23 protein-coding genes are annotated in these 25,136 nt (G+C 62.8%); 8 read left to right on the forward strand and 15 right to left on the reverse strand.

All coding sequences use genetic code 11. The features are described from left to right. Positions 1 to 7 precede the first annotated feature (7 nt). From E3O49_RS10935 to E3O49_RS16590, 4 genes are all read right to left on the reverse strand, one after another. Positions 8 to 1,675 carry a hypothetical protein gene (locus tag E3O49_RS10935; protein WP_134403336.1) on the reverse strand — a complete coding sequence of 556 codons (1,668 nt, stop codon included), beginning with the start codon at positions 1,673 to 1,675 and terminating at the stop codon, positions 8 to 10. 260 nt (positions 1,676 to 1,935) lie between these two features. Beyond that, positions 1,936 to 4,425, reverse strand: coding sequence for a glycosyltransferase (locus E3O49_RS10940; RefSeq protein ID WP_134410048.1), 2,490 nt, complete (start codon positions 4,423 to 4,425; stop codon positions 1,936 to 1,938). Positions 4,426 to 4,487: 62 nt separating this feature from the next. Further along, positions 4,488 to 7,598, reverse strand: a complete 3,111-nt coding sequence (locus E3O49_RS10945; RefSeq protein WP_134403334.1) for a hypothetical protein — start codon at positions 7,596 to 7,598, stop codon at positions 4,488 to 4,490. Then, positions 7,595 to 7,813, reverse strand: a complete 219-nt coding sequence (locus E3O49_RS16590; protein WP_134410050.1) for a hypothetical protein — start codon at positions 7,811 to 7,813, stop codon at positions 7,595 to 7,597. Before E3O49_RS16590 ends, E3O49_RS10945 begins: the two co-directional genes overlap by 4 nt. 505 nt (positions 7,814 to 8,318) lie before the next feature. On the opposite strand from E3O49_RS16590, the gene E3O49_RS10950 reads away from it, so the two are divergent. Genes E3O49_RS10950 through E3O49_RS10965 form a run of 4 tightly spaced genes read left to right on the forward strand, consistent with a single transcriptional unit; the run spans position 8,319 to position 10,953 of the window. Then, positions 8,319 to 8,552 carry an acyl carrier protein gene (locus E3O49_RS10950; RefSeq protein WP_134403333.1) on the forward strand — a complete coding sequence of 78 codons (234 nt, stop codon included), beginning with the start codon at positions 8,319 to 8,321 and terminating at the stop codon, positions 8,550 to 8,552. Next, a complete protein-coding gene (locus E3O49_RS10955) occupies positions 8,495 to 9,313 on the forward strand; it encodes an SDR family NAD(P)-dependent oxidoreductase (RefSeq protein WP_241976239.1) in 819 nt (272 codons plus the stop codon). Before E3O49_RS10950 ends, E3O49_RS10955 begins: the two co-directional genes overlap by 58 nt. Then, a complete protein-coding gene (locus E3O49_RS10960) occupies positions 9,310 to 9,951 on the forward strand; it encodes a NeuD/PglB/VioB family sugar acetyltransferase (protein ID WP_134403332.1) in 642 nt (213 codons plus the stop codon). Before E3O49_RS10955 ends, E3O49_RS10960 begins: the two co-directional genes overlap by 4 nt. Next, positions 9,952 to 10,953 (forward strand): 3-oxoacyl-ACP synthase III family protein, encoded by a 1,002-nt coding sequence (locus tag E3O49_RS10965; protein ID WP_134434162.1) that lies wholly within the window; start codon positions 9,952 to 9,954, stop codon positions 10,951 to 10,953. 14 nt (positions 10,954 to 10,967) lie between these two features. Here E3O49_RS10965 and E3O49_RS10970 read toward each other — a convergent pair whose 3' ends face one another. From E3O49_RS10970 to E3O49_RS11010, 9 genes are all read right to left on the reverse strand, one after another. After that, positions 10,968 to 11,945, reverse strand: coding sequence for a glycosyltransferase family 2 protein (locus E3O49_RS10970; RefSeq protein WP_134434163.1), 978 nt, complete (start codon positions 11,943 to 11,945; stop codon positions 10,968 to 10,970). Continuing rightward, positions 11,942 to 13,093: a DegT/DnrJ/EryC1/StrS family aminotransferase gene (locus E3O49_RS10975; protein ID WP_256359921.1), complete on the reverse strand. Its 1,152-nt coding sequence runs from the start codon at positions 13,091 to 13,093 to the stop codon at positions 11,942 to 11,944. Before E3O49_RS10975 ends, E3O49_RS10970 begins: the two co-directional genes overlap by 4 nt. Continuing rightward, complete coding sequence (locus E3O49_RS10980; RefSeq protein WP_160141091.1) at positions 13,062 to 13,619, reverse strand: LbetaH domain-containing protein; 558 nt, start codon at positions 13,617 to 13,619, stop codon at positions 13,062 to 13,064. Before E3O49_RS10980 ends, E3O49_RS10975 begins: the two co-directional genes overlap by 32 nt. 131 nt (positions 13,620 to 13,750) lie before the next feature. Then, positions 13,751 to 14,842 carry a glycosyltransferase family 2 protein gene (locus tag E3O49_RS10985; protein ID WP_134403327.1) on the reverse strand — a complete coding sequence of 364 codons (1,092 nt, stop codon included), beginning with the start codon at positions 14,840 to 14,842 and terminating at the stop codon, positions 13,751 to 13,753. Continuing rightward, a complete protein-coding gene (locus E3O49_RS10990; RefSeq protein WP_134403326.1) occupies positions 14,823 to 15,719 on the reverse strand; it encodes a glycosyltransferase family 2 protein in 897 nt (298 codons plus the stop codon). Before E3O49_RS10990 ends, E3O49_RS10985 begins: the two co-directional genes overlap by 20 nt. Further along, positions 15,712 to 16,806, reverse strand: coding sequence for an NAD-dependent epimerase/dehydratase family protein (locus E3O49_RS10995; protein ID WP_134403325.1), 1,095 nt, complete (start codon positions 16,804 to 16,806; stop codon positions 15,712 to 15,714). Before E3O49_RS10995 ends, E3O49_RS10990 begins: the two co-directional genes overlap by 8 nt. A 1-nt stretch (position 16,807) precedes the next feature. Next, entirely contained in the window at positions 16,808 to 18,040 is a 1,233-nt protein-coding gene (locus E3O49_RS11000) for an acyltransferase family protein (RefSeq protein ID WP_160141092.1), read from the reverse strand. A 26-nt stretch (positions 18,041 to 18,066) separates the two neighbouring features. Further along, positions 18,067 to 18,813, reverse strand: coding sequence for an ABC transporter ATP-binding protein (locus E3O49_RS11005; RefSeq protein ID WP_241976237.1), 747 nt, complete (start codon positions 18,811 to 18,813; stop codon positions 18,067 to 18,069). Beyond that, positions 18,810 to 19,646, reverse strand: a complete 837-nt coding sequence (locus E3O49_RS11010; protein ID WP_134403323.1) for an ABC transporter permease — start codon at positions 19,644 to 19,646, stop codon at positions 18,810 to 18,812. The genes E3O49_RS11005 and E3O49_RS11010 overlap by 4 nt, the downstream gene beginning before the upstream one ends. Before the next feature lie 69 nt (positions 19,647 to 19,715). On the opposite strand from E3O49_RS11010, the gene E3O49_RS11015 reads away from it, so the two are divergent. After that, positions 19,716 to 20,603 carry a glycosyltransferase family 2 protein gene (locus E3O49_RS11015; RefSeq protein ID WP_134403322.1) on the forward strand — a complete coding sequence of 296 codons (888 nt, stop codon included), beginning with the start codon at positions 19,716 to 19,718 and terminating at the stop codon, positions 20,601 to 20,603. Here the strand turns inward: E3O49_RS11015 and rfbA are convergent. After that, positions 20,600 to 21,463, reverse strand: a complete 864-nt coding sequence (rfbA, locus tag E3O49_RS11020; RefSeq protein ID WP_134434165.1) for a glucose-1-phosphate thymidylyltransferase RfbA — start codon at positions 21,461 to 21,463, stop codon at positions 20,600 to 20,602. The two genes, E3O49_RS11015 and rfbA, sit on opposite strands and share 4 nt — an antisense overlap. Positions 21,464 to 21,465: 2 nt before the next feature. Continuing rightward, positions 21,466 to 22,074: a dTDP-4-dehydrorhamnose 3,5-epimerase family protein gene (locus tag E3O49_RS11025; RefSeq protein ID WP_134434166.1), complete on the reverse strand. Its 609-nt coding sequence runs from the start codon at positions 22,072 to 22,074 to the stop codon at positions 21,466 to 21,468. Between the two features lie 72 nt (positions 22,075 to 22,146). Between E3O49_RS11025 and rfbB the strand changes: the two genes are divergently transcribed. The 3 genes from rfbB to E3O49_RS11040 are packed head-to-tail and all read left to right on the forward strand — an operon-like array spanning position 22,147 to position 25,129. Then, on the forward strand, positions 22,147 to 23,133 hold the full coding sequence (gene rfbB, locus E3O49_RS11030; protein WP_134451571.1) for a dTDP-glucose 4,6-dehydratase: 987 nt from the start codon (positions 22,147 to 22,149) through the stop codon (positions 23,131 to 23,133). Further along, a complete protein-coding gene (gene rfbD / locus E3O49_RS11035) occupies positions 23,133 to 23,987 on the forward strand; it encodes a dTDP-4-dehydrorhamnose reductase (RefSeq protein ID WP_134451573.1) in 855 nt (284 codons plus the stop codon). The genes rfbB and rfbD overlap by 1 nt, the downstream gene beginning before the upstream one ends. Continuing rightward, positions 23,984 to 25,129 (forward strand): glycosyltransferase family 4 protein, encoded by a 1,146-nt coding sequence (locus tag E3O49_RS11040; RefSeq protein ID WP_134403318.1) that lies wholly within the window; start codon positions 23,984 to 23,986, stop codon positions 25,127 to 25,129. The genes rfbD and E3O49_RS11040 overlap by 4 nt, the downstream gene beginning before the upstream one ends. Positions 25,130 to 25,136: the final 7 nt, after the last annotated feature.

Below are 25,136 nucleotides of genomic sequence, written 5' to 3' on the forward strand. Positions count from 1 at the left end.
CAGGCATCTAATCCATTTTGACGACAACCTTCTTGGCATCCGCGGGGCAAGCCGCACCGAGATCCGCGGCGAGAGAGCTCTCTGCAGTGAGCACGACGGTGCCGGGCCCGGTCAGTTTGATGATCGAGCAGAGGGAGCCGATGTCCTTCTGATCGGCGGTGTAGGCCAGGTAACGCAAGGGGAATCCGTCTTCCGGCTGATCCTCGGACAGGATTTGAAGGAGCCAGAAATTAATCTGTCCCTCATTGTCGTCTCCCGAATGCCAGAGCACGGTCGGAGCAGGCTCGCCCGCGAGCTTGAGGAACCGCTCAGTAGCCGCGTCGCCCTGCCCGAATGAATCGCCCGTGAGGACTCGGGCGACAACGTTTTTGGCGTCGTAGCCCGAAACGAAGTTCGTGAGACTCAATGTGCTTGCAAATGCTCCGGCCAGGGCGGCAAATGCGATCCAACGCAAGGGTCCTGGACCCGTCGCGCGACCCATGAGATCTCCGGCGAATCCGGCCACCAGGATGAGCACCACCACGGCGAACAACCAGAGAAATTTCTGCGGGTAGTAGCCCCACAAAGTAGCCTGACTACGGTTCGAAAACAGGAGAACTCCCAAGCCTGCTCCCAGCCCGGCAATGAGGGCCATCGTCCCCCAGAATATATCTTGGCCGCCTCGAACTGCGGCTAGGCAGATGATCAGCAAGACGAGGGCCCCGAGGAGCGCCGGCGGGAAGGGGTAGATCCCGCCGACGGCAGCGAGGGATCCGCGTTCGCCAAGGAAAGTCGGCAAGGTCAGTGTGATGCCGTACACGGCCAACTGGAAAAAGGCCGCGACGAGGAGGACCAGCGCAATCCCACGCGTCGCGAGGATCGCCTTCCACTTCAGAATCACAACCATAAGCGCCAGTGCTGCCGGAACAACAACGAGGGGGCTCCACACCGCCAACACCAGCGTCCCTGCCACACACAGCAGCCCGAGAACCCAGTCAGGGTGTTCCCGGACATTGGAATAGGCAATCCACGCCGCTAGGACAACCGGCAGAAGGACGTTGACGTTGACGAAACCATACTCGAGGGAGATTCCGGAAATGAACCAGGACAAAGGAAGCAGTGAGGCTCCCGCGCCGACCAGGGCCACGATGACCGTACGTTGACGTTCAACGAGCGAAGCAGCGGCGATACCCGCCAGGAGACAGGACAGCGCGATCAGGAGCATCCACACCTGAGCGAAGGCCCCGACGTCGCTGCGAACCGTTGCCGCAAGAGAGACCCCATGACGGTTCGAAGCCATGACAAGCGCGAGGAGCCCAGCTGGCAGCGGCACGGGGTTCTCGGCAGCCCCCGTCGTGATGCCGTTATTCTCGACGATAAGGCGTGCGAATAGAAGATTGTTCGCGGAATCACCACGTGTGATCCAAGCGAGGGCTGAGGCCCCCGAAATTAGGTGACTCGCAATCAACGTCCCGAACCAGACTGCAGCACCGAGCCAGGGAGCCGCCCAGACCCCGAGGGTGGCACCTGATGGGAGCGTCAGCCGGCCACCCGTTCGGAGTATTCCACCAACTGCAAGGAAACCGCCTACCGCAAACACCGCTGCCAAAGTCAGGTCGAGCGGCAGCCCAAGAACGCGGGTAACCATCATCTCGTAAAGTGCGCAGAGGAGCGGCACCAGCACCAGGGTTGCCATCGTCAGAGCGCCCCCGACGCGGGCCCGCAGCACGATGGCCCATGGGAGAGCGCACGCAATCGCCTGGACCCAGATGGGGAGTCCGAATGCGATGGCCACGCTGGTGGCCAGGATGACCGCAGCCAGGACACCGGCAACGAGAACACCAGGAACTTGCCCAGATCTACGGCCGGACGTGAGGTCGGTTGGTGAGTGACCGTTCATACGAGATGTGGCTCCAGGTGCTTTGGGGTGATTCGTTTCGACTTCCGCCCTGTTTATCACGCGCGGCGCTTGAGTCGATTGACGATCTTTGTCGCGACCGCGCGTGGCCCGCTGTGCCTGAGGTGGTGAAGTGCCAGCTCCACATCGTGCCGGATACCGTAGGGCTTCCTCCGCATCGGAGCCCTTCCCGAAGCCCTCATCAGGCTCGTTTTCGGCACCTCCAACGCACGCCGGTCCGCTGCGTGACTGGGGTTACGAGCGAAGTCCACGAGAGGGGACAATGTCCGTTCCCAGAAGAACCGTTCCCGAACCCGTCGAATATTGGACACGGCCTCAGCGATGAATTCTTCATCGAAAAGGATGCGCTCCAGCGCGACAGAAAGGGCATCCGTGTCTGTCGCCGGAACCACAATTCCTAAGCCTTCTGCTGCGATCAGCTCAGCGAAGCTGTCCCCTTCAGTAACGACCATGGGCAGTTCCGCCCAGAGATAGTCCAGAATACGAGTCCGGAAAGAGAAGGTCGTCTCTACGTGGGAGAAATGAGTGCTCACTCCCGCGTCTGCTTCCAGAAGGAAATTCTGCCGAACCGAATATTCGACCCAGGACTCGTTGAAGAACACGGAGTGGTCGAGGGCACCCAAACTTCGGGCGAGCTCTCTGGACTGGCTCACGATTTCCATCTCGGGCACGCCCGGGTGAGGGTGCTTGGTCCCTTGGAAGAACAGTCGCACGTTCGGCCGGCGACCAGACAGGTCGGCGACAGCTTTGATCAGCGTCTTGGGATCGAACCAGTTGTAGAGTCCCCCGGCCCAGAGGAGCACCTTGTCATCGGCGCCGATGCCTGGCCTAACCCCCTTAAGCACCGAAACGACGTGTTCGGGAGGTGTGCTGCTCAGTCCGAACGGAGCGACGGCGATCAGGGACTCGAGATCGGGATCCGAGGCATAGGTGGCCGGGTTGATGCGACCCAGTGCGGCCAACTGCCCCAGGTAGAAGTGCCTCTGGCGCTCAGAGGCACAAAGGAAGAAATCCCCTTTGGTCATTTGCTCGTTCAGGACCGCCGTGGCGTCTGCAACCTGCTTCTGCCAGGTCGCGGGAGGCAGTTCTCTCCCCTGCTCGAGCTGCTCGAGATGCATCGGGTCATAGATGTCGACTACGACAATCTTGTCCGTGTGCTGGAGCGCGTCAAAGATCGCCATGGCGTGACCCTGGAAGACGATGATATCCGCCCAGCGTTCGAGCGTCTCGAAATTGCGGTTGTCACCGGGGCGCAGCTTCTTCAATGTGAAAGGTGCGTCCAGTTCCTCCAGTGTCGACAGGGTCACCAGTGTCACGTCGTGCTCCGAGGACAGCGCGAGCGCCATATTCCATGCACGGATCGCCGGGCCGGCCAGTTTCACACCCAGGGGATCGCCGGTCAAAATCAGGATGCGGGTCGCGCGGGGTGCGTCCAGCACTCCGAAAGCATGAATGAGACTCTCATAGCCCTCCAGGAAGCCGGGTCCACTGAAGCTCGGTGCATCGGTCTTGCGAAACAGTGGCAGCATGGATGCGTCAGATCGCACCCGGGAACCTTGAATCTCGTCTCGGGAGGCGGTCAGCGATGCGAGGTGTTCGACGAACTGGTCGAGCGCGAACAGACCCGCGAGGCTATCCTTTCCGATCGAAGCGGCACCTTCAGCGTCACCACCAGGGTTGCGGAAGTCGAACTCGCTCGATTCCAATCCTCCCCGGGACACCGCCCGGCGGGCCGCCAGCAACAACGCGGCCGGAAGCGCTTTGTCGAGCTGTTCCTGGCCCAGATTCTTGTACATCGCGAAGAGGGCATTGCGTTCGAGGAAGTAGGTTTCCTTGAACGAACCGAATTTACTGACGGACCCATGGTGCTTGTGAAAAGCAATGGAGGCCGGCGAGAAACGGTATCGCCATCCCCGCAGGTTCAAACGCCACCCCAGGTCCACGTCTTCGAAGAACATGAAGAAGCGTTCGTCGAACCCGCTGATTTCGTCAAATACGCTGCGGCGCACGAACATAGCCGACCCCGTGCCGAAGAGCACATCCTTGGCATCGGTTCCCTCGCCGTGCGCGGGCCAGCCGACCAATGGCTTATAGCCCATGCCGAACCAGGTGAGTCCCGCGTCAATGTAATCGACGAGGTCACCATCCCAATCGAGAACTTTGCTCGCCACGGCGCCGATCCGACTGTCTTCACCGAAAGTGTCGATGGCGGCGCGGATCCACTGGGAATCAGGTTTCGCATCACTATTGAGGAAGGCCACGAATTCACCCGAGGACGCGTTGACGCCAAAATTGCAGCCGCCGGCGAACCCCCGATTTTCGCTGGACTCCACCACGATGGCCCAGGGGGCCGCTTCGCGAATTCGCGCCGCGCTCCCGTCAGCGGAGCCGTTTTCCACGACAATGACTTCGAGACGTTCAGCGGGCCAGTCGACTTGTCGGAGGTGCTCAAGTGCCTCGATCGTGTCGTCTGCGCCTCGGAAGTTGACGAGAACGACGGAGACAACGCCCGTTCGGATGATCGGCATTTGGATCCTCTTTCATGTCACACGGTCCAGAGAAGCCTAACAACTGGCGCTACGAGTCTCGGCTACGAGGTGGCGATCGCCCGGCACCCGAGGGATGTCGCCGAACCCGCGCCAACGTTCTGCAGATAAACGCACACGGTGTGATTTCCAGCCTTTGCCGGAATGGTGCTGGCAAACCCATGGTTCGTACCAGATCCGGGTACCTGTGATTCTGCGGCGGGATTGGCCTGATCGGCCGTGAGCAGAACCCACTGGCTATCGATCTGAACATCCACCTTGACGGCCTGCGTCAGAATGTCGGGGTCAACGGCCCAGCCGGTCAGGCTGACACCACCTACGCCACCAGTCACCGATTGCAGGGCACCCTGCGGTGAACCTGCCATCCCTGCGGCAGCGGTCGTCGAGACCGACCGGCATCCGAGCGAAACCGCCGAACCCTGACCAACGTTCTGGAGGTAGACGCAAATCGTATGATTTCCGGCAGGGACAGGGATTGTGCCGCCGAACCCGTGGGCGGCTCCCGCGCCGGGAAACGCCGTGTCGGCTGTCGGGTAGTTCTGATCCGCGTTCCACATGAGCCATTGGCTGTCGACCTGGATATCGACCTTGACCGCCTGAGTCAGAACGTCCGGGTCAACCGCCCAGCCCGTGAGAGCAATCCCACCGGCACCACCCGAGGCTCCGAGAATCGCCCCCTTTGGCGGGCCACCCGCTACCGCAGCAGCCGTGCTTGCGACCGCCCGGCATCCAAGCGATATCGACGAGCCCTGGCCCACGTTCTGGACGTAGACGCAGACCGTGTGGTTGCCAGCCGGCACGGGAATGCTCCCCGTGAAACCGTGGTTAGGCCCCGCGCCCGGAACGGCAGCCTCGGCGGCCGCTGACGGCTGGTCGGCGGCCCACAGCAGCCACTGGCCGTCCAACTGCACATCGATCTTTGCCGGCTGCGTGAGAATATCGGGGTCGACCGCCCACCCGGTCAGCGTTACCGAACCTGGTCCGCCAGTGGCGGTAACGAGATCACCCTGGGGTGGTCCGCCAACAGTGCCTGGTGTTCCCGTCGTCGCAGTCTGCTTGCATCCGAGAGAGGCGGCGCTTCCCTGGCCGACGTTCTGCAGGTACACGCAGACGGTGTGAGTGCCGGCGGAGACGGGAATCGAACCGCTGAAGCCGTGGTTCAGGCCAACGCCCGCGAACTTGGACTGAGCCGTCGGATCGCTCTTATCGGCATTCCACAGGAGCCATTTACCATCCACCTGTATGTCGACTTTGACCGGCGCCGTTGGAGCGTCGCCGTCAATGGCCCAACCCGTGAGAGCCAGCGCGCCGGCTTCACCGGTGAGACTGGACACGGCTCCCTGCGGAGACCCCGGCCCGATGCTGAGCCCTCCGTCGACGGTCAACACCCGACAGCCCAGGGACGCATCCGGGCCTCCGCTGATCGCGTTCTTGACATAGACGCAGACGGTATTCGTTCCCGTGGCCGCCACGACGGTTCCGGCGAAGCCGTGGTTGGTCCCCGAGCCGGGGAACGCCGCCTCCGCGCCAGGGTTCGCTGACGATGCGGGCAACCGGTACCAGGCGGAGTTGACCTGCACGTCAACGTTCAGCGGCGCCGTGATGGCATCAGGATCGACGGCCCATCCCTTGAGGCTGATGCCTCCGGCCACCGCGGTGGCAGTTTCGAGCTTGCCCTGGGCAGCGGTGTCGGGCACATCGATCGTCCGGCATCCCAGCCCCGAGGACGAACCCAGGTTCAGATTGCGCATATAGATGCACACGGTGTGCGCACCGATGGTAGCCGGCACGCTCTGACTGAACCCGTGGCTGGTTCCAGCGCCCGGATAGGCGTCGGCACCTGCCTGTGAGCCTCGGTTGGCGGTCCAGGTGAACCATCGCGAGTCGACTTGCGCATCGAGGACAACGGGCTGGTCGAGCGCGTCGGGGTCCACGGCCCAACCGGATACGGTGAGCCCAGCGGCGATCGGGTCCAGGGACGTGATGGCTCCGGCCGGGGATTCATCCGGCACTACGATCGTGCGGCAGCCCAAACTAAGAGCCGACCCGAGTCCGACGTTCTGCACGTAGACGCACACCGTGTGCGCGCCCTTGGTCGCCACAATGCTTCCGCTAAAGCCGTGGTTTTGACCTGCTTGGGGAAACTGGACCGCCACGCTGGCAAGACTTTCATTAGCGGTGAGCCGGGTCCAGGATGAATCCACCTGAACGTCGACAACAAGCGCGGTTCCCCAAGCGTCCGGGTCAACGGCCCACCCTGAGAGCGTGATCCGCTTCGATACCGCGGACATTTTCGAGATTTGCCCAGCCGGAGTGCCCTGTGCGCTGGTTGGGTTCCCAAACCAGTCGTAGTACATTCGCCAGAAATTCCGATTGCCGTAGGCGCTGCAACCGTCCCCCGTGCCATACAGGTTCCCGAGGGCAGCGGCATTGGGGACATAAGGCGTGTAGAGGTACAAGTTCGCCGTGGCCTGGTTCAGGATGTTGACGTTCACGCCACCGCACGCCGAGTTCGGGTGGTACTGAATGTAGACGTTTCCGACGCGGTACTGCCTTGTGCCGCCCCCCGGGATACTCACGGGATAAAGGGTGTACTGACGAAATTGCCATGCGGACTTGTAGACCTGGTTGAACAACCCAAAGTAGTTTGCATCGCAGCTCGCACTGTAATTCGGGCCGCTGTCAGGGCAGCCCCAGCCCATAGCGCGCTCGTACCCGTAGGCACTGGGATTCGTCAGGAGCGACTGTTCCTTCTGCATAAGCACGATGAGAACGGCCGGGCTGATTCCGCAGGCCTGCGCCACCTTCCAAACGATTCGTGCTGCCGACTCCGCGGTCCCGCCGGTGTACTGCGCGCAGTGCCCCTGTTCAGGAGAGGCGATGGTTCGCGTCGTCGCGGAGTAGTCCTTGAGGCAGGGAACGCCGTCTCTGGGCGAGCAGCTCTTGGACGTGAAGAATGCCTGGACGTCTGCTTCGGACATGGAGCCAGCGTTATAGAAGTTCTGGTCGCTGATGATGTTCCCGGGCTGGAACTCTGAGCCGCTCATGGCGGCAGCACTATCAGTCGTCCGAACGACCGATAGTGCAGTCAGCAGGCTGCTGAGGAGGATGACGGCGGCAGCGCCGGTCAGGATACGAAACAGGCGTGTTTTCATCGACTGACCTCAAGGGAGTTGGACTCTCCTACGTATGCAGGAGAAGAGTAAGTTACGACCGCGGTCCACGATTCCCCGGAGAGTTCATCACCGGGAATTCTGAGCAGATCACAGTAGGTCAGCGTCGCATCCGGGTAGGCAGCAGCGACGGCCACGACCTTCTCGCCGGACGGTGACGTCAATGTCAGGGTGCATGTGCCGTCGTTATCGATCACATACGGGAGTAAAGCCCAGCCGTCGAACGATCCAGAATCCGGATTCCACGTCACTGAAGAGAGATCAACAGTGGTCGGCTGCGACGATCCCGGGGCCGTGTCCGCCGACGTCGGGAGGGGCAGCGGAGTTGGCGAGACCAACGGAACCCGGGTGACCGGGGGCATCGTGAACTCACTGGGCGGTGTCGAACCTTCGCCCCCTGAGGCGTTGATTGCGAGCGTCGTGATGCCGCCGATTGCGGCGATCCCCAAGGCTGTGCCACCCACCCAGAGAAGTACTTTGGTTCTTGTAGCCACACCTATCCCCGATTCGCCAGCCTACGCCCTCCAAAGTTACCGTACGGCGCAACAAGTCGCCGTGCATACCGGGCGTGTTGCTCGACATTCGGCCAGGCGGGGCCGCACACAGCCTAAGCAGACACCGAGTGCGGCCAAAGGGCGACTGGTAGTCTTACCTGATTGATACTCGACCGGCGCGCGAGCGCAGCATGAAGACGGAGCCCCCGTGGACCAGCCCAGTTTGATGCAGATCGTTGAAGACACCCTCGAGGTACCTGCCGGGACGGTCTCTCCCGAACAGAAGCTGTCTGAGCTCGATTGGGATTCCCTTGCCAACCTCAGTTTCATCGCGGCGGTCGATTCTCACTTCAACGTGCCCCTCGACGCCGAGGGGCTGGCTCGTTGCGAGACCGTACAGGACTTGCTAGCGCTGGTCGCCGACGCACAAACGGTGATGTAAACATCCGCTACCTTCTCGGAATCGAGGGCAAGCGCGTCCTGGTAACAGGCGCGAGCAGTGGCATCGGGCTCGCGACAGCGATCGAGATTGCCAATCATGGCGGCCGCGTGGTTGCTCTGGCCCGGGACTCCGCCCGTCTCGCGGACGCCATGGCCCGGCTTCGAGGGACAGGCCATTCGTCCGTGGAGTACGACCTTTCCGATCTGGAAGGAATCCCCGTCCTTGTGCAGGGAATCGCCCGGTCGATGGAAGGCCTCGACGCAATCGTGCACTGCGCCGGTCTCCACAGCGCACGGCCTTTGGCGTCAGTTGAACCCACGGATATTCGTCGAGTCATGGACGTCAATGTGAATGCCGCCATCATGTTGGCCAAGGGGTTCAGGCATCGGCAGGTTCAGAAGGTGGCCCCGAGCATCGTCCTACTCTCCTCAAGCCTCGGCCTTGTCGGTCAGGCCGGGACGAGCGTCTATTCGGCGTCCAAGGGCGCCTTGGTCTCATTGGCCAAATCCCTTGCTCTCGAACTGGCCCGGCAGGACATTCGCGTGAACGCGGTGTGCCCCGGAATCGTTGAGACCGAGATGACCGAGAACCTCGCGCGCACCATCGGGCCGCAGGCCTTTGAGAGCATCCGTCTGGCTCATCCCCTCGGTCTGGGTACGCCACAGGACGTTGCCGCCACGATTTTGTTCCTGCTTTCCGATGCCTCCCGGTGGATCACCGGATCGGTCATCGCTGTCGACGGAGGTTACACGGCGCAATGAGTACGCGATTGGTTATTGTCGGTGCCGGCGGCTTCGGCCGCGAGGTGCACACGTGGGTCGATTCGTCGCCCGCCTACCGCGAGCAGGAGGACATCGGCTCGATTGTCTTCCTAAACGACTACGAACCGGAGGTGCCGGTGCGCGCGCCCATCATCGCGACCTTCGACGGGTATGAGCCTGGCCAGGGCGACCTCGTCCTGTGCGCCATCGGAGATCCAGCGGCCCGCCGCGTCGTGGTTGAGCGGCTCGCTGCCCGGGGGGCACGATTCGCCACCTTCGTCCACGATCGGACCATCATTGGGGCTAACGTCACCGTGGGTCCGGGCTCAATCCTGTGCCCGGGGTCGATCTTTAGCAGTGACATCCGCCTGGGGTCCCACGTTCACGTGAACCTGAACTGCGTTGTCGGACACGATGTCACCATCGGCGATTTCGCAACGATCAGCCCGGCGTGCAACCTTCTCGGAGCCGCGACAGTCGAGAATTCGGCATTCCTGGGCACCGCGGTCACGATCCTCCCCGGAAAGCAGGTCGGTGCCGGCGCCGTCGTCGGCGCCGGATCACTGGTTCTCAAAAATGTTGCGACCGGATCGACGGTCTTCGGCAACCCCGCCCGGCCCATTGGGGAGCGCAGATAGATGCCAGCCAAAATTTCATGCGTCTCTTACTTCCTGCCGACGGGTACGCTGACCAATGAAGATCTGACCCGGGATTTCCCCGAGTGGAGCGTTGACAAGATCGCCAAGAAGACGGGAATCAACACCCGCCACATTGCCGCCGCAGACGAATTCGCCTCGGATCTCGCTGTCGGAGCAGGAGCAGCCCTCTTCGACGAACACGCCATCGACCGGGCAAGCGTTGACTATCTGATCGTCTGCACGCAAAGCCCTGACTATTTCCTGCCCACGACGGCCTGCGTCGTCCAGGATCGACTCGGTCTGGACACCAGAGTCGGCGCGATCGATGTCAATCTTGGCTGTTCGGGGTATATTTACTCGCTTGGGCTCGCGAAGGGACTGATCGAGTCCGGTCAGGCGGACCGGGTCATGATCATCACCGCCGACACGTACAGCAAGTTCATCAATGCGGACAATAAGTCCGTTCGGACCATTTTCGGGGACGGCGCCTCCGCCACCCTCGTAAGTAGCGACGGAGTGCCTGCGTCGCTCCAGGCGATTACCTACGGCACCGACGGTTCGGGAGCACGACACCTTATGGTTCCCCATGGAGGGCTCCGGACCGGCGCCGTGGGCCACGACGCTGCCCTCAGAGGTGACCAGACGAGCAACGGCTACGACCTGTTCATGGATGGCCCCGAAATCTTCAACTTCACTATCCGCGTCGTTCCGTCGTCCGTCGATCGGATCCTCGACAAGGCGGGTCTCGCGAAGGGCGATATCGACCTGTTCGTTTTCCATCAGGCGAATTCGTTCATGCTCGAACACCTGCGGAAGAAGCTCGAGATCGATGAAAACCGGTTCTTCGTGTCCATGGAAACGACGGGCAACACTGTGTCATCTTCGATCCCCATCGCCCTGGCCGAAGCCGTGCGGCAGGGCGCTCTCCGCGATGGCATGCGGGTCCTGCTGCTGGGCTTCGGCGTGGGATTGTCCTGGGGCGGCTTGATCCTGGAGTGGTAGGAGATTGCCGTCGCCTAGGTCTGGTCCGTCGGCTCCAAAGGCAGATCCTTGTGCGTGTACGGGATCATGTTCATTGTTGCCACGACGTCAGACGTCGCTGCCATCGAAACACCGGCCTGGGTCATCCGCCGGATGAGGTTCCAGTCCCCCGGCTCGTCCAGGAGCCAGGCATCAATGCTGTACTCAAAGACATCCGCTAGTTGGCGCAAGTAAAGCGCCCCCTGGAAACTGAACTGGCTGATCATCGGAGGCTCGCTCCAGATCCGCACCTCGTCACCGGTGACCAGGTTCTTCTGGACGAGGGCTCCGTACGCCAATTCGGCGTGCTGGGATCGCGCGAGAGACACCAGCTTCTCGATGTGGTCGGGAGTGAACTCGTCGTCGTCGTCCAACGGCGCAATCCACGACCCGGTCGACAATCGGGCCGCACGGTTAGCGGCAGGAGTCCCCGCCACCATCCAGCGACTGCGCGAATCTTCCGGGTACGAACCACGTTGCTCCAATTCGTGGAAGCTGATCCGGGAATCGCCGAGAGCCGCGATTGCACGGCGCGTGCGCTCGTTGGGGCCGTCATTGACCACGACGATCTCGAATCTCTCGTAGGTCTGCGCGAGGACTGAGGCCAACGCGACATCGATCAGTTCTTCGGTCTTGCTGTACGAAGCGATTCGGACGGAAACCAGGGGCTCCGGGTCCTGGAAAACCATTGCGTACTGCGGAGTCCGCCGAATTTGCGCCAGTTCGCTGCGAAGGCGCTCCAGGTCGTCCAGCTGCCGACGAAGAACCTCGGTCTGGGCAACCATGCGGCGCCGGAGATATTCGAATTCCTCGTGGGTTGCAGCCTTCATGTGCTCCAAGGGGGCACGCCATTCGCCGCGATGGAGTTCCTCGTACTCCAAATACTCGTGAAAAGCCGCCGTGGTCGTCCGCACGTTCACGCCGACCAGCTGGTTGACGATGGCGTCACGAATTTTGCCGATCCGCCGACTCATGACAGGCCTGCCAGAGCGCGAAGGGTCGAGATCACTAGGTCGACGTCAGCGGGATCCATGTCCTGGTGCACGGGCAGAGAAATACCCGTCGCCACAGCGTGCTCGGTGGCGGGCAGGGATCCGATGCGTGCTGAAGTCTTGAAGTAGTCCTGCCGGTGCACGGCCGGGGAATAGTAGCTCCTGGCCTCTACACCCGCGCTCTGGAGCAGGGCGAGCGCTCGCTTCTGGCTGGCAGTATCCGGCAGGCCAACCGTCGCGAAACACACCGACGAAAACTCGATCTGCTGGGGAAAGCGGAAAAAGGGCCGCGGCAACTCGTCACGGTATCGATTCACGACGGTTCGTCGCGTTGTCAGCGCGCGGTCGAGCGTGGACAATTGTCGCAGCCCGATCGCAGCGTTGATCTCCTGCAATTTGGCGTTCAGTCCAAGCGACGTCGCCCCACCCCCGGAAGCGTTGAAACCGAAGTTCTGGAACGAGCGTAGGCGGGACACCAGATCAACATCTGAAGAGACCACCGCGCCGCCCTCCCCCACTGCCAGGGGCTTCGTAGCGTGGAACGAGAACACCTCGCACACGCCCGCGCGCCCGACCTTCGAGCCGTCGGCATAGTCAGAACCGAATCCGGCCGCCGAATCGATGACCAGCGGAAGTCCAGTTTCCCGCGCCCAGCGGTCCCATTCGTCGACCCGGGAATTGCCGATCCCGAACGTGTTGCACAAGAGGATGCCCGCGACTTGATTCCCGAACTCGGCGTGCGCCGTCTGGGCAGCCACCAAGTCAGGCTGGAGCGTGTCCGCCTCGACGTCGATGAACAGTGGCTGGTAACCGCACCAGTCGATTGCCTGAGGACCTGCCGCGAAGGTGAAGGACGGCACGATGATGAACTTCGAGCCGTCGCCACGTCCGATGACCTCGGATAGGGCCGCCATAAGCCCCAATGTGGCATTGGCGAAGGTGGCCGCTTTGAATCCCGGGCCGACATAGGACGCGAGGGCCTCCGAGAATTCCCGTTCGTAGGGACCGAAGTTCGTGTACCAATTCGCCTCGACGATCCGGCCCATGTCGGCCGCGATGTCCTCTGCCCGAGGGAACGACGGCCGAATGAATGGAACCTTATATGACACGTAACCAGTCCTCACTGGCACGCACCCTGCGTGCCGGAATCCCCAGATAAACGGAATCGGGCTCGGCGTCTGTGAGCAATACCGCGCCCGCCCCGAGAATTGTCCCGGAGCCGACGGATACTCCGCTGGACACGACTGCCCCGATCCCCAGGAACACTCCATGCCCCAAGACACATCTCCCCGCAACGTGCACCCCCGGAGAGATGGTGACATAGTCACCGATGTCCGTACCGTGGCCGATCGTCGAGGCCGGATTGACAACGACGTGCCGGCCCAGCCGGACGAATGACGAGACAACAGAATGCGGCGCCACGATACAACCCCCCGCGAGCGAAGCGCTGGAAGCAACGTATGCGCTGGGGGCGATGATCGTGGTGTACTGGGTTCCCGCCCAAGCGTGGACCAGCTCCCGACGGAGGCCGGGGGCACCCACGGCCGCCGTCACCGGCAACACGTACAGGTCCGGACTCGATGCCTCGACGTCGACCTGCCATGGACGTGCGTCGTCGAGGTAGTGGCCAGTGACGGCCCGGTAGGCGGAGCTCACTGAGCCGCCGTATTCCAGAACCTCGGCCGCGAGTCCCCCATCACCGAGAAGTACCCGGGTCGGCCGGGCCGTGGCTTGAGCGTGACCACGTGGGACGTCAGCGCCCGGCCGTGTGGTGGGCGCGAGGCCGTCTACCACCTCACACGTCGCCGGGCCTTGCCGGCAAGGGCGCGTCCATATCGGACCGCACGTACGAAGCCCCGGAGGGGTCTCGCGAGCCTCCATGCCGGACTGTGGACCAATGCATTGAGCTCGTTGCGGGCTCCTCGACCCGCCAGAAGCCACCGCACATCCGTGACACTTCCAGACGGTAGCACCAGCGTCGACCCGTCGAGCTTCTCCCAGACCCGAGCCTCAGACCAGGCCCACGAGTCCTTCGAATGGTCGGTATAAGAGGACGCTCCGCCTTCCCAACGACGGTAAATGGCGGTGAGAGCATTGACGTCATCCACGCCGCACATGGTGGACCCTCGCAGAATCATGTCCCAGTCCTCACACACTGTGAGGTCCTCATCGAATTCCAGCCCGTAGGTGACGAAAAGGCTCCGGGGGAAGGCCCACGACATGAATGGGGAGTAGTTGACCTCAAAGTGAGCGAGCTGGTCAAACTCCCGCGGGTAGGCGGCCTTGGGCCAGGAGATGGTTCGAAAACCTTCCTGTGCCTGGGGCCATTTCTCAGGAGCGACGTTTTGGACGGCGACCACCCCACGCAGCAACCGGCCGCTGCTCGTCTCCGCAACACGCTCAAATTCGGCAACCCAATTCCCGAATAGGAGGTCGTCATCGTCAAAGACGGCGATGTAGCGTCCCGTCGCAGCGTGAATGCCCGCGTTGAGCGGCCGCGCGCGGTTCCCGCCTTTGACCTCCAGAATGCGGATCCGTCCGCCGAAGGACGCCGGCTGCGAGGCAATGATCTTCCGCACCGCTGCGGCGCCGACCGGGTCGGAGTCGTGGTCGATGACGATGACCTCGAAGTCCTGGCTCGTTTGCCCGGCAAGGCAGAGAAGGGCATCCTTGATGGGCTCCAGCCGGCGCCCCTGAGTTCTGAGCAGGACGCTCAGGAACGGCCCGTCGGCGACCGGCTCAGCGATCGCTTCCTGGACTGCGTGCAAGGCGCTCGCAAGGCGGGGGTCAATCGCAGGCTCGGAGAGCAGGTGATCTACCAGCCCGGAGATCGATGACGTGCGCACGGTGGCGACTGCCTCAGAAACGGTGGACGGCATAGTTGCCTCCGATAAATTGTGCAACTGTGTGGGAGGAATCCACCGGGAGCGGCAGTGTCCCCTCTGATCGTCTGCGTTCGAAGCTCTCGACCACTTTCCGAGCGACTTCGGTCCCCTCCGCGCGGAATTGGCGTACGAGCTTTGACACCAGATCTGGGCGCGAGTACTTGTGTGCCAGAAAGATAGCCGCCTCTGCCGAGAAGTAGACTTCCGCACTGCTGGCAGGCCAGTCGGCGGTCACTGTCAGGCGCTTGTCATGGAAGACCCGTGCCGCCGGTTCGTACACGACCCGATAGCCCGCGAGCCTCAGCTGCCACGAGTAGTCGACGTCGTCGCAATACAGGAAGAAGGTCTTCGAGTCGAAGCCGTGCACACGGTCGAACGCGAGCCGCGGCGTCAGAGCGCAGGCTGTCGAGGCCCAACTTGTGTTGCCTGTCGCCACCTCGTAATCCTTGGGGTGTTCCAGGGGGACCTGGCGAGCCTCGGCTATACCGACTGAGCCGACAACCACGCGCGCCAGAGCTTCAACGGCGTCGGGTGCGACCACAGCGTCCGGATTGAGGATAAGTATGAGATCTGAGACGGCCTTTGGCGCAAGCGCGTTGTGACCGGCGGCGGAACCCAGGTTCGCCCCAAAAACGTGGTACTCGAACGACCCACCCTGGTCGAGGACCAGAGACCGGATGTCCGCCTGGTGAGACGCGTCGAGAACTTCGACGTCACTGCAATCTCCGAGCAGCAGGGACCATTCGCCGATCAAACCCTCTGCCCGAGCCCACTTGACGGACGTTGCCACGGCCTCCGCCGCTCGCACGATTTCCCGAGGCGCGTTCCCGAAAAGAACGGACTGTACAACGAGACTGCGCACGTCAGGCACGAGCGATGCCCACCTTGGATTCCAGCTCTGACCCAATCCACGCCTGAAGTGCAGCGAGTCCGCGTTCCACGCTCCAACGTGGGGTCCACTCAAGTTCACGAAGCGTGTCATCGATGACGCAGGCAGCGAAACGCACGTCTCCATCTCGGTACGCGCCATTCACCACAGGAGCAGGGGCACCGTAGTAGTCCGCGATCGCCTGCGCCAGCTGCTCAATCGTCGTCGCAACTCCTGACCCGACATCGAGCACCGGCAGGGGGGCACCGGACTGGCGCTTGAGGACCGCGACGAAGGCATCAGCCACGTCCTCGATGTAGACCAGGTCGCGAACGATCTGACCGTCTTCGTACAGTGGGATCGTTTTGCCTTCCCGAGCCCACTGGGAGAACAGGGACACAATGCCCGTGTACGAGTTTATGAGGGACTGACCCGGTCCATATACGTTCTGGAGGCGAAGAATGGAGATGCGCACGTCGTGCGATCCGCCCCACGCAGAGAGGATGTTCTCCTGGGCGAGCTTCGTTGCTCCGTACACGCTCGTCGGAGCCGGAACGCTCTCTGCCGCAAGGCTCGCTAATCCCGTAGCGTCAGGGAAATCCCATTGTCCGGCCTCGAACTGGGCGTGAGAGCGCTGACCCGGACGGAAAACCGTTCCGTCGCTTTTCTCCCATCGGCCCTCCCCATAGACGGCGCGACTGCTGCTCAGAACGATGTGGGTCGGAAGGTGGTCCGTGCGACCCAGTGCGTCCAGCATCTCGGTCGTCCCGACCACGTTGACCAAGGCGTGTCGGCTGGCTTCATGCAGGGATTGAGCAGTCCCTGTTTCGGCGGCGAGGTGGATGATGATGTCCGGCTTCACGCCGGCCAGAGCCGAATCCCAGACCGCAGGGTCCGTCACGTCCCCCACGATCAGTTCGGCGGACTCATGGAGGTCGGCCGGCCGCGAACCGCTCGCGTGAACCTGAGGGTGCAGGGAATCGAGGACCACCCACCGGTCATATTGCTGTGCCAGTTTCTGAGACAAAGCGCTGCCGATAAAGCCCGCGCCGCCCGTCACCAATACTGTCGAGGAATTCTTTGCAGTCACTTTAATCTTCCTTCATTTGCGAAACAACGGGCACGGGGGCCACGGTAGACGTTACCGGTACTGGCTGTGCGGTACGGAGGGGCCGCAAGCTTCTCGCCTTGTCGAACCAGTGGCTCCAGCCTCTGCCGGGGCCCCAGTCTTTGAGAGCCATCGCGCGTTTCTCCACAAGATGCCAACTCAACCAGGCGCAGCCAAAGGTGAGTACCAGGGCGATCAGCGCATAGGGAAAGTATCCGAACTTGTACCATCCGAGATGGGCCGTGACTTGCTGTACCAAGAATCCGTAAATGTAGACCCCGTAGGAATAGTCGTTCTTCGATCCAACCCACTGCACCTGACGCGGGAGGCTGGCGGCGAGGTACAGCACGAAATACGTTCCCGCGATGACGCCGATCGTCATGAAACCGCCATAGCGAAGGCTCAGAAGCAGGACCAGGCCAGAAAGTATCCCGAGACCGTTTCCGTACACGATCTTTTTGGAGTAGACGGCGATGGAGGCGCCGAGCATGAATGTGAAGGTCAGCGTGATCCGCTGCGTGTCCGATAGGTAAGGCGCAATCGCCGCCAGACCGCTGGGGTTCGTCACGTTCACGATTTGGATCACGAAGAGAAGCATCGTCACGATCGGCACCAGGATCTTCGCTTTGTAGAAGACACCGAATGCCACTCCCGCGCCGATGAGCAGGTAGCACTGCCACTCGTAGATCAGCGTCCAGATTGAACCGTTGAAGACGCTCGCTCCCACCTCGCGTCCGTACGGAGTCGTCGTCGCAAAGATGTCATAGATGCCGTAGGTGCCAATGTTCAGCGTCCAGTTCGCCGTGAAATAGTTCAGCGGGTTGTTCGGGGCGAGGGTGAAGTAGTTCGAGATGGCGTGGCCCGTGGTGACCCAGACGATGGGTGCGATCACGAGGGCGGTCAGGAGGAGAACAGTCCAATACGCAGGAAAGATCCGGAGGACACGTCGCCACAGGAACTGAACGACGTCCGAGGACATCCCGCTCTTCGCGATCAGGTATCCGCTGATGGCAAAGAAGCCGGCGACCGCCAGGCTACCCAGCGACGCTTGGTCTCGGGTGAGCCGAAAAAAGGGGTCCGCGCCGTAGCCGCCGAGTGGGAAAGCATGGTCGAAGATCACCACCGACGCGAGGATCAGGCGGATCAGCCCCAGGGAGTTCCTGTGGCCGCCCAGAGCCTCGGAAATCGAGATCTGCACTTTTTCCTTCTCGCTCACTGGAGCCGCGGTGCCAGGAAGGGACGTCACAGGTTTCCTCCAAAGGAAAGCGAGTCGAGATAAGCGCTGATGGTGGGGGTGGCCTCGCCCGCCGTAACGAGTTCACCGTGATTGAGCCAAGCTGCGTGGTCACACATGTCCTGAACAGTCGACATGGAGTGACTGACGAGAATGACGGTCTTACCCGCCTCTTTGAAGTCGACGAACTTGAGCCTGCACTTCTCCTGGAATTCCGCGTCTCCGACGGCGAGAACCTCGTCCACGACCAAAACGTCCGGGTCGACGTTGATCGCGATCGCGAAGCCCAGGCGCACATACATCCCTGACGAGTAGTTCTTGACCGGCTGGTCAATGAACTGCTCGACCCCGGAGAAGTCGACGATCTCATCGAACTTACGGGTGATCTCCTTCTTGGACATGCCCAGAATCGAACCGTTAAGGAAAACATTGTCCCTTCCGGAAAGCTCGGGATGGAACCCGGAACCCACCTCCAGAAGTGCGGCGAGACGGCCTCTCGACGTGATCGTCCCCTTTTCCGGGTAGTAGATCTTCGCAAGGCACTTCAACAGCGTGGATTTGCCTGAACCGTTGCTTCCGATTAGTCCGAATGTCGAACCGGTGGGTACTTCAAATGAAATATCCTTCAGCGCCCAGAAATCCTCGTGGACGGAGCGTCGACCACGCATGATGGTCGACTTCAGGGACTGGTTTCGCTCGTGATAGAGGCGGAAGCTCTTGCTCAGCCCATCCACCTTCACAGCTATGTCACTCACAGTGCCTCAGCCAAACCTTTCTCATTGCGCCGGAATACCCAGAGGCCGACAGCCAAGGCGGCAACCGCGGATACGGCACAGAACAAGACATCGTTCACCTCTGGCCAACGATTGTCATAGAGCAGGTTCCGGAAGACCGCCACGAACCGCTCCATGGGATTCAATCGGTAGATATCAAGAACCGTGACGTTTGTGCCCATAAGGGGCCCAATACGCGCGGACTGCGCCTCCACCAGCGAGATGGGATAGATGATGGGCGTCATGTAGATCCATATCTGCATGAGAATACCGACGAAATATTGAGTATCCCTGAAATACACATTCGCGATCACCAGGACGAGCACCAGGCCTGCAGCGAAAACCGCCAGGATCACCATCATCAGCAGGACGAACGGCAACCAGGGCAGAACCCATGCACCGCAAATCAGAAGAACGGCGACCAGGACACCCATTTCGAACAGCCAGTTGAATCCAATCGAACCAACAGTCGAAAGCGGTAGAACGATTCTCGAGAAATGGACCTTCTGCACCAGGCCTGCATTAGCAAGGATGGAACCCATACCGGTTTGTACCGAGGCCGAGAAGAACGTGAAAGGGAGGAGCCCACACAAGAGCCAGACGGGAAAGATATTGAGCCCGGACGGGTCACCGGGGGGCGGCGTAACCCTCAGGATGAATGCAAAGACAATCGTGTAGACGAGCATCGTCGCAAGCGGGTTGACGAGAGACCACAGCTGCCCGAAGACAGTGCGCTTGTACTGGCCTCTGATCTCACGAAGAGTCAAGTTGGCCAGAAGTTCTCGCGAAGCGAGAACTTCCTTCAGGTATCGCATGTAACCTCACTGGGCGGCCGGTCGGTATGGCCGCAGATCAATCTAGCCTAGAACTATGATTGAGTCCCTATGGCCACCGAACCCCACACTCCCCTAGATTCCTCCCGTGTCGCAGTCGTAACCGTGAGCTATGGGTCGGAAGAAGTTCTCGGCCCGTTCCTCGCGTCTCTGGAAGCGGCAGCCGATGTCCCTCTGCGCGTGATCGTGGCGGATAACAAACCGTCCCAGGGTTCGAATGCCATCGCAACGATGACCGCTCTCGCCGGCGCTGAGTACCTGCCGCTGGCTTCGAATCGAGGTTATGGCCAGGCGATCAACGAGGCCGTCAAGGGACTTCCTGCGGAGATCGAATGGGTCGTGGTCAGCAATCCCGACGTCACGGCTGAACCAGGATCGATCGACGTGCTCCTCGCCGCGGTAACCGGCGATTCATCAATCGGTGCAGTGGGCCCGCGCATCCTCTCCGCGGCCGGCGACGTCTACCCGTCGGCGCGCACGATTCCCTCACTGAGGTCCGGAGTCGGGCACGCCCTCTTCGCGAATCTGTGGCAGGGGAACCCGTGGACGCGTCGCTACCGACGGGAAACGGGTGCCGAGCTGGTTCGGAGGGACGCCGGGTGGCTGTCTGGCGCATTCCTACTGGTGCGGCGATCCGTTTTCGACCAGTTGAACGGATTCGATGAGAGTTACTTCATGTACTTCGAAGACGTCGATCTCGGCTATCGGATCGGGAAGCTCGGTTTTCACAATGTCTACGAGCCGTCCGCTGTTGTCGTCCATACCGGCGCACACTCCACTCAGGGCGAGTCCGCACGCATGATCCGGGCTCATCACGACAGCGCGAAGAGGTTCCTCTTCAAGAAGTACCCCGGACCCGTGCTTTTCCCCCTGCGATTGGTGCTTTCCACCGGGCTATCCATCCGCGCCCGGATCGAAGAGCGACGAGTGCTCCGTTAGTTGCCCAGCAAACCCAAGAGGTAGCGTCCGTAACCGCTCTTGACGAGCGGGGCGGCCAACTCAGCGAGTCGAGCCTTGTCAATCCAGCCTGCCCGAAAGGCGATCTCCTCGATGCAGCCGACCTTGAAGCCCTGACGGTCTTCGATCACGCGCACGTACTCCGACGCCTGCATCATCGATTCGAACGTGCCCGTGTCGAGCCATGCGGTTCCGCGGTCGAGAACCTGCACATGCAGGTTGCCCTGGGCGAGGTAGCGCTCGTTGACGGTGCTGATCTCGAGCTCGCCGCGCGCGCTGGGCTCGATGGTCTTCGCGATCTCGACGACCGAGTTGTCGTAGAAGTAGAGGCCGGGCACCGCGTAATTGCTCTTCGGCTTCGTCGGCTTCTCCTCGATCGACAGCGCGGTCATGCTCTCGTCGAACTCCACCACGCCATAGGCGCTGGGGTTGCTCACGTGGTACGCGAAGATCCGCGCGCCCACCAGGTCCGCGTTGCCTCGCAGGGCTGAACCCAGGCCTGCGCCGTGGAAGATGTTGTCGCCGAGCACGAGAGCGACGCTCTCGTCCCCGATGAACTCCTCGCCGATGATGAACGCCTGGGCGAGCCCGTCCGGTGACGGCTGCGAGGCGTATTCGATCCGCAGGCCGAGGTGGGATCCGTCGCCGAGCAGTGCCCGGAACTGGTCGTTGTACTCGGGCGTGGTGATGATGAGGATCTCATTGATGTCCGCCATCATCAGCGTCGACAAGGGGTAGTAGACCATCGGCTTGTCATAGATGGGCATCAGCTGCTTGGAGATGGCCTTGGTGATCGGCCACAGCCGGGTGCCGGAGCCGCCGGCGAGGATGATTCCGCGCATTGTCACTTTCCTTCGTTCAGGGAGTCGTAGAACGCACGCGCGTCGGCCCAGGTGGGCAGCAGGCCGCTGGCGGCCACTTCGGCCAGGCTCGGCGCATCCGTGTCTTTCGGGGACAGCAGCAGTTCGCCGGCTTCGGGCGGGAAGACGAGGCCGATGTCGGCGTCGAGCGGGTTGATGCCGTGCTCGCGGCCCGGGTTGAAGGGCGCGGTGACGAGGTAGCTGACCGTGGCGTTGTCGGTGAGCGCGACGAAGCAGTGACCGAGGCCCTCGGCGATGTAGATCGCGCGCCGGTCGGTGTCGTCGAGCAGCACGCTGTCCCACTGGCCGAAGGTCGGGGAGCCCACGCGAATGTCGATGACGAAGTCGAGGACGGCGCCGTGCGTGGCCGTGACGTACTTGGCCTGGCTCGGCGGGATGTCGGCGAAGTGAATGCCGCGCACGGACCCGCGCTTGGACACCGACGTGTTGGCCTGAGCGATGTCGAGGCGGTGCCCGATCGTCTCTTCGAGGCGGTCGAAGCGGTACCACTCGAGGAAAACCCCCCGGTCGTCGCCGAACTGCTTCGGAGTGATTTCGTAGGAATCGGGGATGGAGAGTTCGCGGATCTTCACCGGGGAAGTCTACCAAGCGCTGTCCGGTAGAATCGCGGGGGCACTTTCATCAAACGGAACGGTTACCTCCATATGAAGATCCTCGTCACCGGCGGAGCCGGTTTCATCGGCTCGAACTTCGTTCGGCGCACCCTCGAAGACGCCTACCCCGGTCTGGAAGGCGCGGAGGTCGTCGTGCTCGACGCCCTCACCTACTCGGGCAACCTGGAGAATCTGGCCCCGTTCGCCGCGTCCCCGCGGTACTCGTTCGTGCACGGGGACATCCGTGACGCAGCGCTGCTCGACGAACTCTTCCCCTCCCTCGACGCCGTCGTGCACTTCGCCGCGGAGTCGCACGTGGACCGCTCGGTGCGCGACGCGTCGATCTTCGTCGAGACGAACGTGCTCGGCACGCAGCAGCTACTCGACGCGGCCCTGCGCCACGACCTGGGGCGTTTCGTGCACGTTTCCACCGACGAGGTCTACGGCTCCATCGCCGAGGGCTCGTGGAACGAAGAGCGCGCGCTCGAGCCGAACTCCCCCTACTCGGCCTCCAAGGCCGGCAGCGACCTGCTCGCCCGCAGCTACCACCGCACGCACGGTCTGAACATCTCGATCACGCGCTGCTCGAACAACTACGGGCCGTACCACTTCCCGGAAAAGGTCATCCCGCTGTTCGTGACGAACCTGATCGACGACAAGCACGTTCCCCTCTACGGCGAGGGCAACAACATCCGTGACTGGCTGCACGTGGACGACCACACCCGCGCCATCGCCATGGTGCTCGTCGGCGGCCGCGCCGGTGAGATCTACAACATCGGCGGCGGCATAGAGCTCACCAACAAGGAGCTCACCGAGATGCTGCTCGAGTCGACCGGCAAGGACTGGTCCTACGTCGACCGGGTCGCCGACCGTCTCGGCCACGACCTGCGCTACTCCGTGGACATCTCGAAGATCCAGGCCGAACTCGGCTACGCGCCCCTCGTTCCGTTCGAGCAGGGCCTCGCGGATGTCGTGCAGTGGTACCGGGACAACCGCCCCTGGTGGGAGCCGCTCAAGGCCCGTGCGGCATTGAGCTGATGACGCGGTACCTGATCACCGGCGCGGCCGGAATGCTCGGCCGCGACCTGCAGGCCGCCCTCGCGGGCCGCGACGTGACGGCCCTCGACCGCGCCGAGCTGGACATCACCGACCAGGACGCGGTCCTGGCTGCGGCCACCGGCTTCGACGTCATCATCAACGCCGCCGCGTACACCAAGGTGGACGATGCCGAGACCAACGAGGATGCCGCGTACGCCATCAACGCGACCGGCCCGCGCAACCTGGCGCTGGCCGCGGCCGCCACCGGGGCCAAGCTCGTGCAGGTGTCGACCGACTACGTGTTCGACGGCAGGGCCACCTCCCCATACCCGGAGGACACCTCGATCGACCCGATCTCCGCCTACGGCCGCACCAAGGCCGCCGGCGAAGCCTTCGTGCTGCAGGGACACCCGACGGGCAGCTACATCGTGCGCACCGCCTGGCTCTACGGCCAGCACGGCCCGAACTTCCCCAAGACCATGCTGAAGCTCGCCGCCGCGCGCGACACCCTCAGCGTCGTCGACGACCAGGTCGGCCAGCCCACCTGGACGGCCGACCTGGCCGCGCAGATCGTGGCCCTGCTCGACTCCGGCGCGCCCTCCGGCATCTACCACGGCACCAGCTCCGGCGTGACGAGCTGGTTCGGCTTCGCCCAGGCGGTCTTCGCCTCGGCCGGCCTCGACCCGGCGCGCGTCACCCCCACCGACAGCTCGCAGTTCGTGCGGCCGGCCCCCCGGCCGTCGTACTCGGTGCTCGGGCACGACGCCTGGGCCTCTGCCGGCCTGGCCCCCATCCGCGACTGGCGCGAGGCGCTCACCGCGGCGGCCCAGCAGGGGATCTTCGAAGACAAATGACCACCCTGCGTGTTGTCCTGGACCAGATGATCGCACCGGTCCCGGGCGGAATCGGACGCTACACCGAAGAACTGACCCGGGCCCTGATCGCCGCGGCCCCGGCCGAGTGCGACGTCGAGGGAATCGTGTCGTCCTCCCCGGCCGAGCACTACGCCCTGATCGAGGCTGCCCTGCCCGGCCTGGCCGGCCTGCACAAGACCACGCTTCCCCGCCGGGAGCTCGCCGCGGCCTGGCAGCTGGGCATCGCCAACACGTCCGGGTCCGGCATGATCCACGCCCCGTCGCTGCTGGCCCCATTGCGCCGCCACAGCATGGTCAAGGACGGCAGCCAGGTCGCGGTGACCATCCACGACGTGCTGGCGTGGACGCATCCGGAAGCCCTCACCCCCACCACCGTGGCCTGGACCAAGGCCATGGTGCGGCGCGCCCGCAAGCACGCGGATGCGGTCGTGGTGCCCAGCCACGCCGTGGCCCAGCAGCTGGCAGAGATCGCTGACTTCGGCGACCGGGTGCGCGTGATCGGCGGCGGGGTGGGAAGCGGCCTCCGGCTGCCGTCGAACTCCTCCGCGACCGAGATCATCGCGGAACGCCTGGGCCTGCCGTCCGAGTACATCGTCACCGTCGGCACGCTGGAACCGCGCAAGGCGATCACGGCCCTGATCGCCGGCCTCGGTTTGCCGGGATCCCCGGATCTTCCCCTGATCGTGCTCGGACCCGACACCTGGGGCGAACTCGACCTGGCCTCCGTCGCGGACGAGGCCGGCCTGCCCTGGGGCCGGGTGCGTGCGATGAACGGCCTGACCGACGAGGAACTCGCCGTGGTCATCTCCCGGGCCGCCGTGTTCGTCTACCCGAGCCTGGAGGAAGGCTTCGCCGGACCGATGATCCAGGCGTTCCACCTGGGCATCCCGGTCATCCACTCCGACGCGCCCGCCCTGCTCGAGGCCGCCGGCGACGCCGGACTGGCCGTGGAGCGTGAGGATGCCGCCGGTTACCCCGAGCGGCTCGCGGCGGCCCTGACCCGGGTGCTGACCGACACCGCGCTGGCCAACCGGCTGAGCATTTTCGGCAGCGACCGGGGCCGCGCGTTCAGCTGGCGCGACTCCGCCGAGCGGGTCTGGCTGCTGCACGCCGACCTGTAGGCCGGCG

Source organism: Cryobacterium shii, from assembly GCF_004402595.1.
Taxonomy (GTDB): Bacteria; Actinomycetota; Actinomycetes; order Actinomycetales; family Microbacteriaceae; genus Cryobacterium; species Cryobacterium shii.

Excerpts from the sequence above, each read along its gene's own strand:
- E3O49_RS10945 (WP_134403334.1), bottom strand. The coding sequence starts at position 7,598 with ATGAAAACACGCCTGTTTCGTATCCTGACCGGCGCTGCCGCCGTCATC.
- E3O49_RS11040 (WP_134403318.1), top strand. The coding sequence starts at position 23,984 with ATGACCACCCTGCGTGTTGTCCTGGACCAGATGATCGCACCGGTCCCG.
- E3O49_RS11010 (WP_134403323.1), bottom strand. The coding sequence starts at position 19,646 with ATGCGATACCTGAAGGAAGTTCTCGCTTCGCGAGAACTTCTGGCCAAC.
- E3O49_RS10940 (WP_134410048.1), bottom strand. The coding sequence starts at position 4,425 with ATGCCGATCATCCGAACGGGCGTTGTCTCCGTCGTTCTCGTCAACTTC.
- E3O49_RS10960 (WP_134403332.1), top strand. The coding sequence starts at position 9,310 with ATGAGTACGCGATTGGTTATTGTCGGTGCCGGCGGCTTCGGCCGCGAG.
- E3O49_RS10970 (WP_134434163.1), bottom strand. The coding sequence starts at position 11,945 with ATGAGTCGGCGGATCGGCAAAATTCGTGACGCCATCGTCAACCAGCTG.
- rfbA (WP_134434165.1), bottom strand. The coding sequence starts at position 21,463 with ATGCGCGGAATCATCCTCGCCGGCGGCTCCGGCACCCGGCTGTGGCCG.
- rfbD (WP_134451573.1), top strand. The coding sequence starts at position 23,133 with ATGACGCGGTACCTGATCACCGGCGCGGCCGGAATGCTCGGCCGCGAC.
- E3O49_RS10965 (WP_134434162.1), top strand. The coding sequence starts at position 9,952 with ATGCCAGCCAAAATTTCATGCGTCTCTTACTTCCTGCCGACGGGTACG.
- E3O49_RS10935 (WP_134403336.1), bottom strand. The coding sequence starts at position 1,675 with ATGGCAACCCTGGTGCTGGTGCCGCTCCTCTGCGCACTTTACGAGATG.
- E3O49_RS11015 (WP_134403322.1), top strand. The coding sequence starts at position 19,716 with ATGGCCACCGAACCCCACACTCCCCTAGATTCCTCCCGTGTCGCAGTC.
- E3O49_RS10985 (WP_134403327.1), bottom strand. The coding sequence starts at position 14,842 with ATGCCGTCCACCGTTTCTGAGGCAGTCGCCACCGTGCGCACGTCATCG.
- rfbB (WP_134451571.1), top strand. The coding sequence starts at position 22,147 with ATGAAGATCCTCGTCACCGGCGGAGCCGGTTTCATCGGCTCGAACTTC.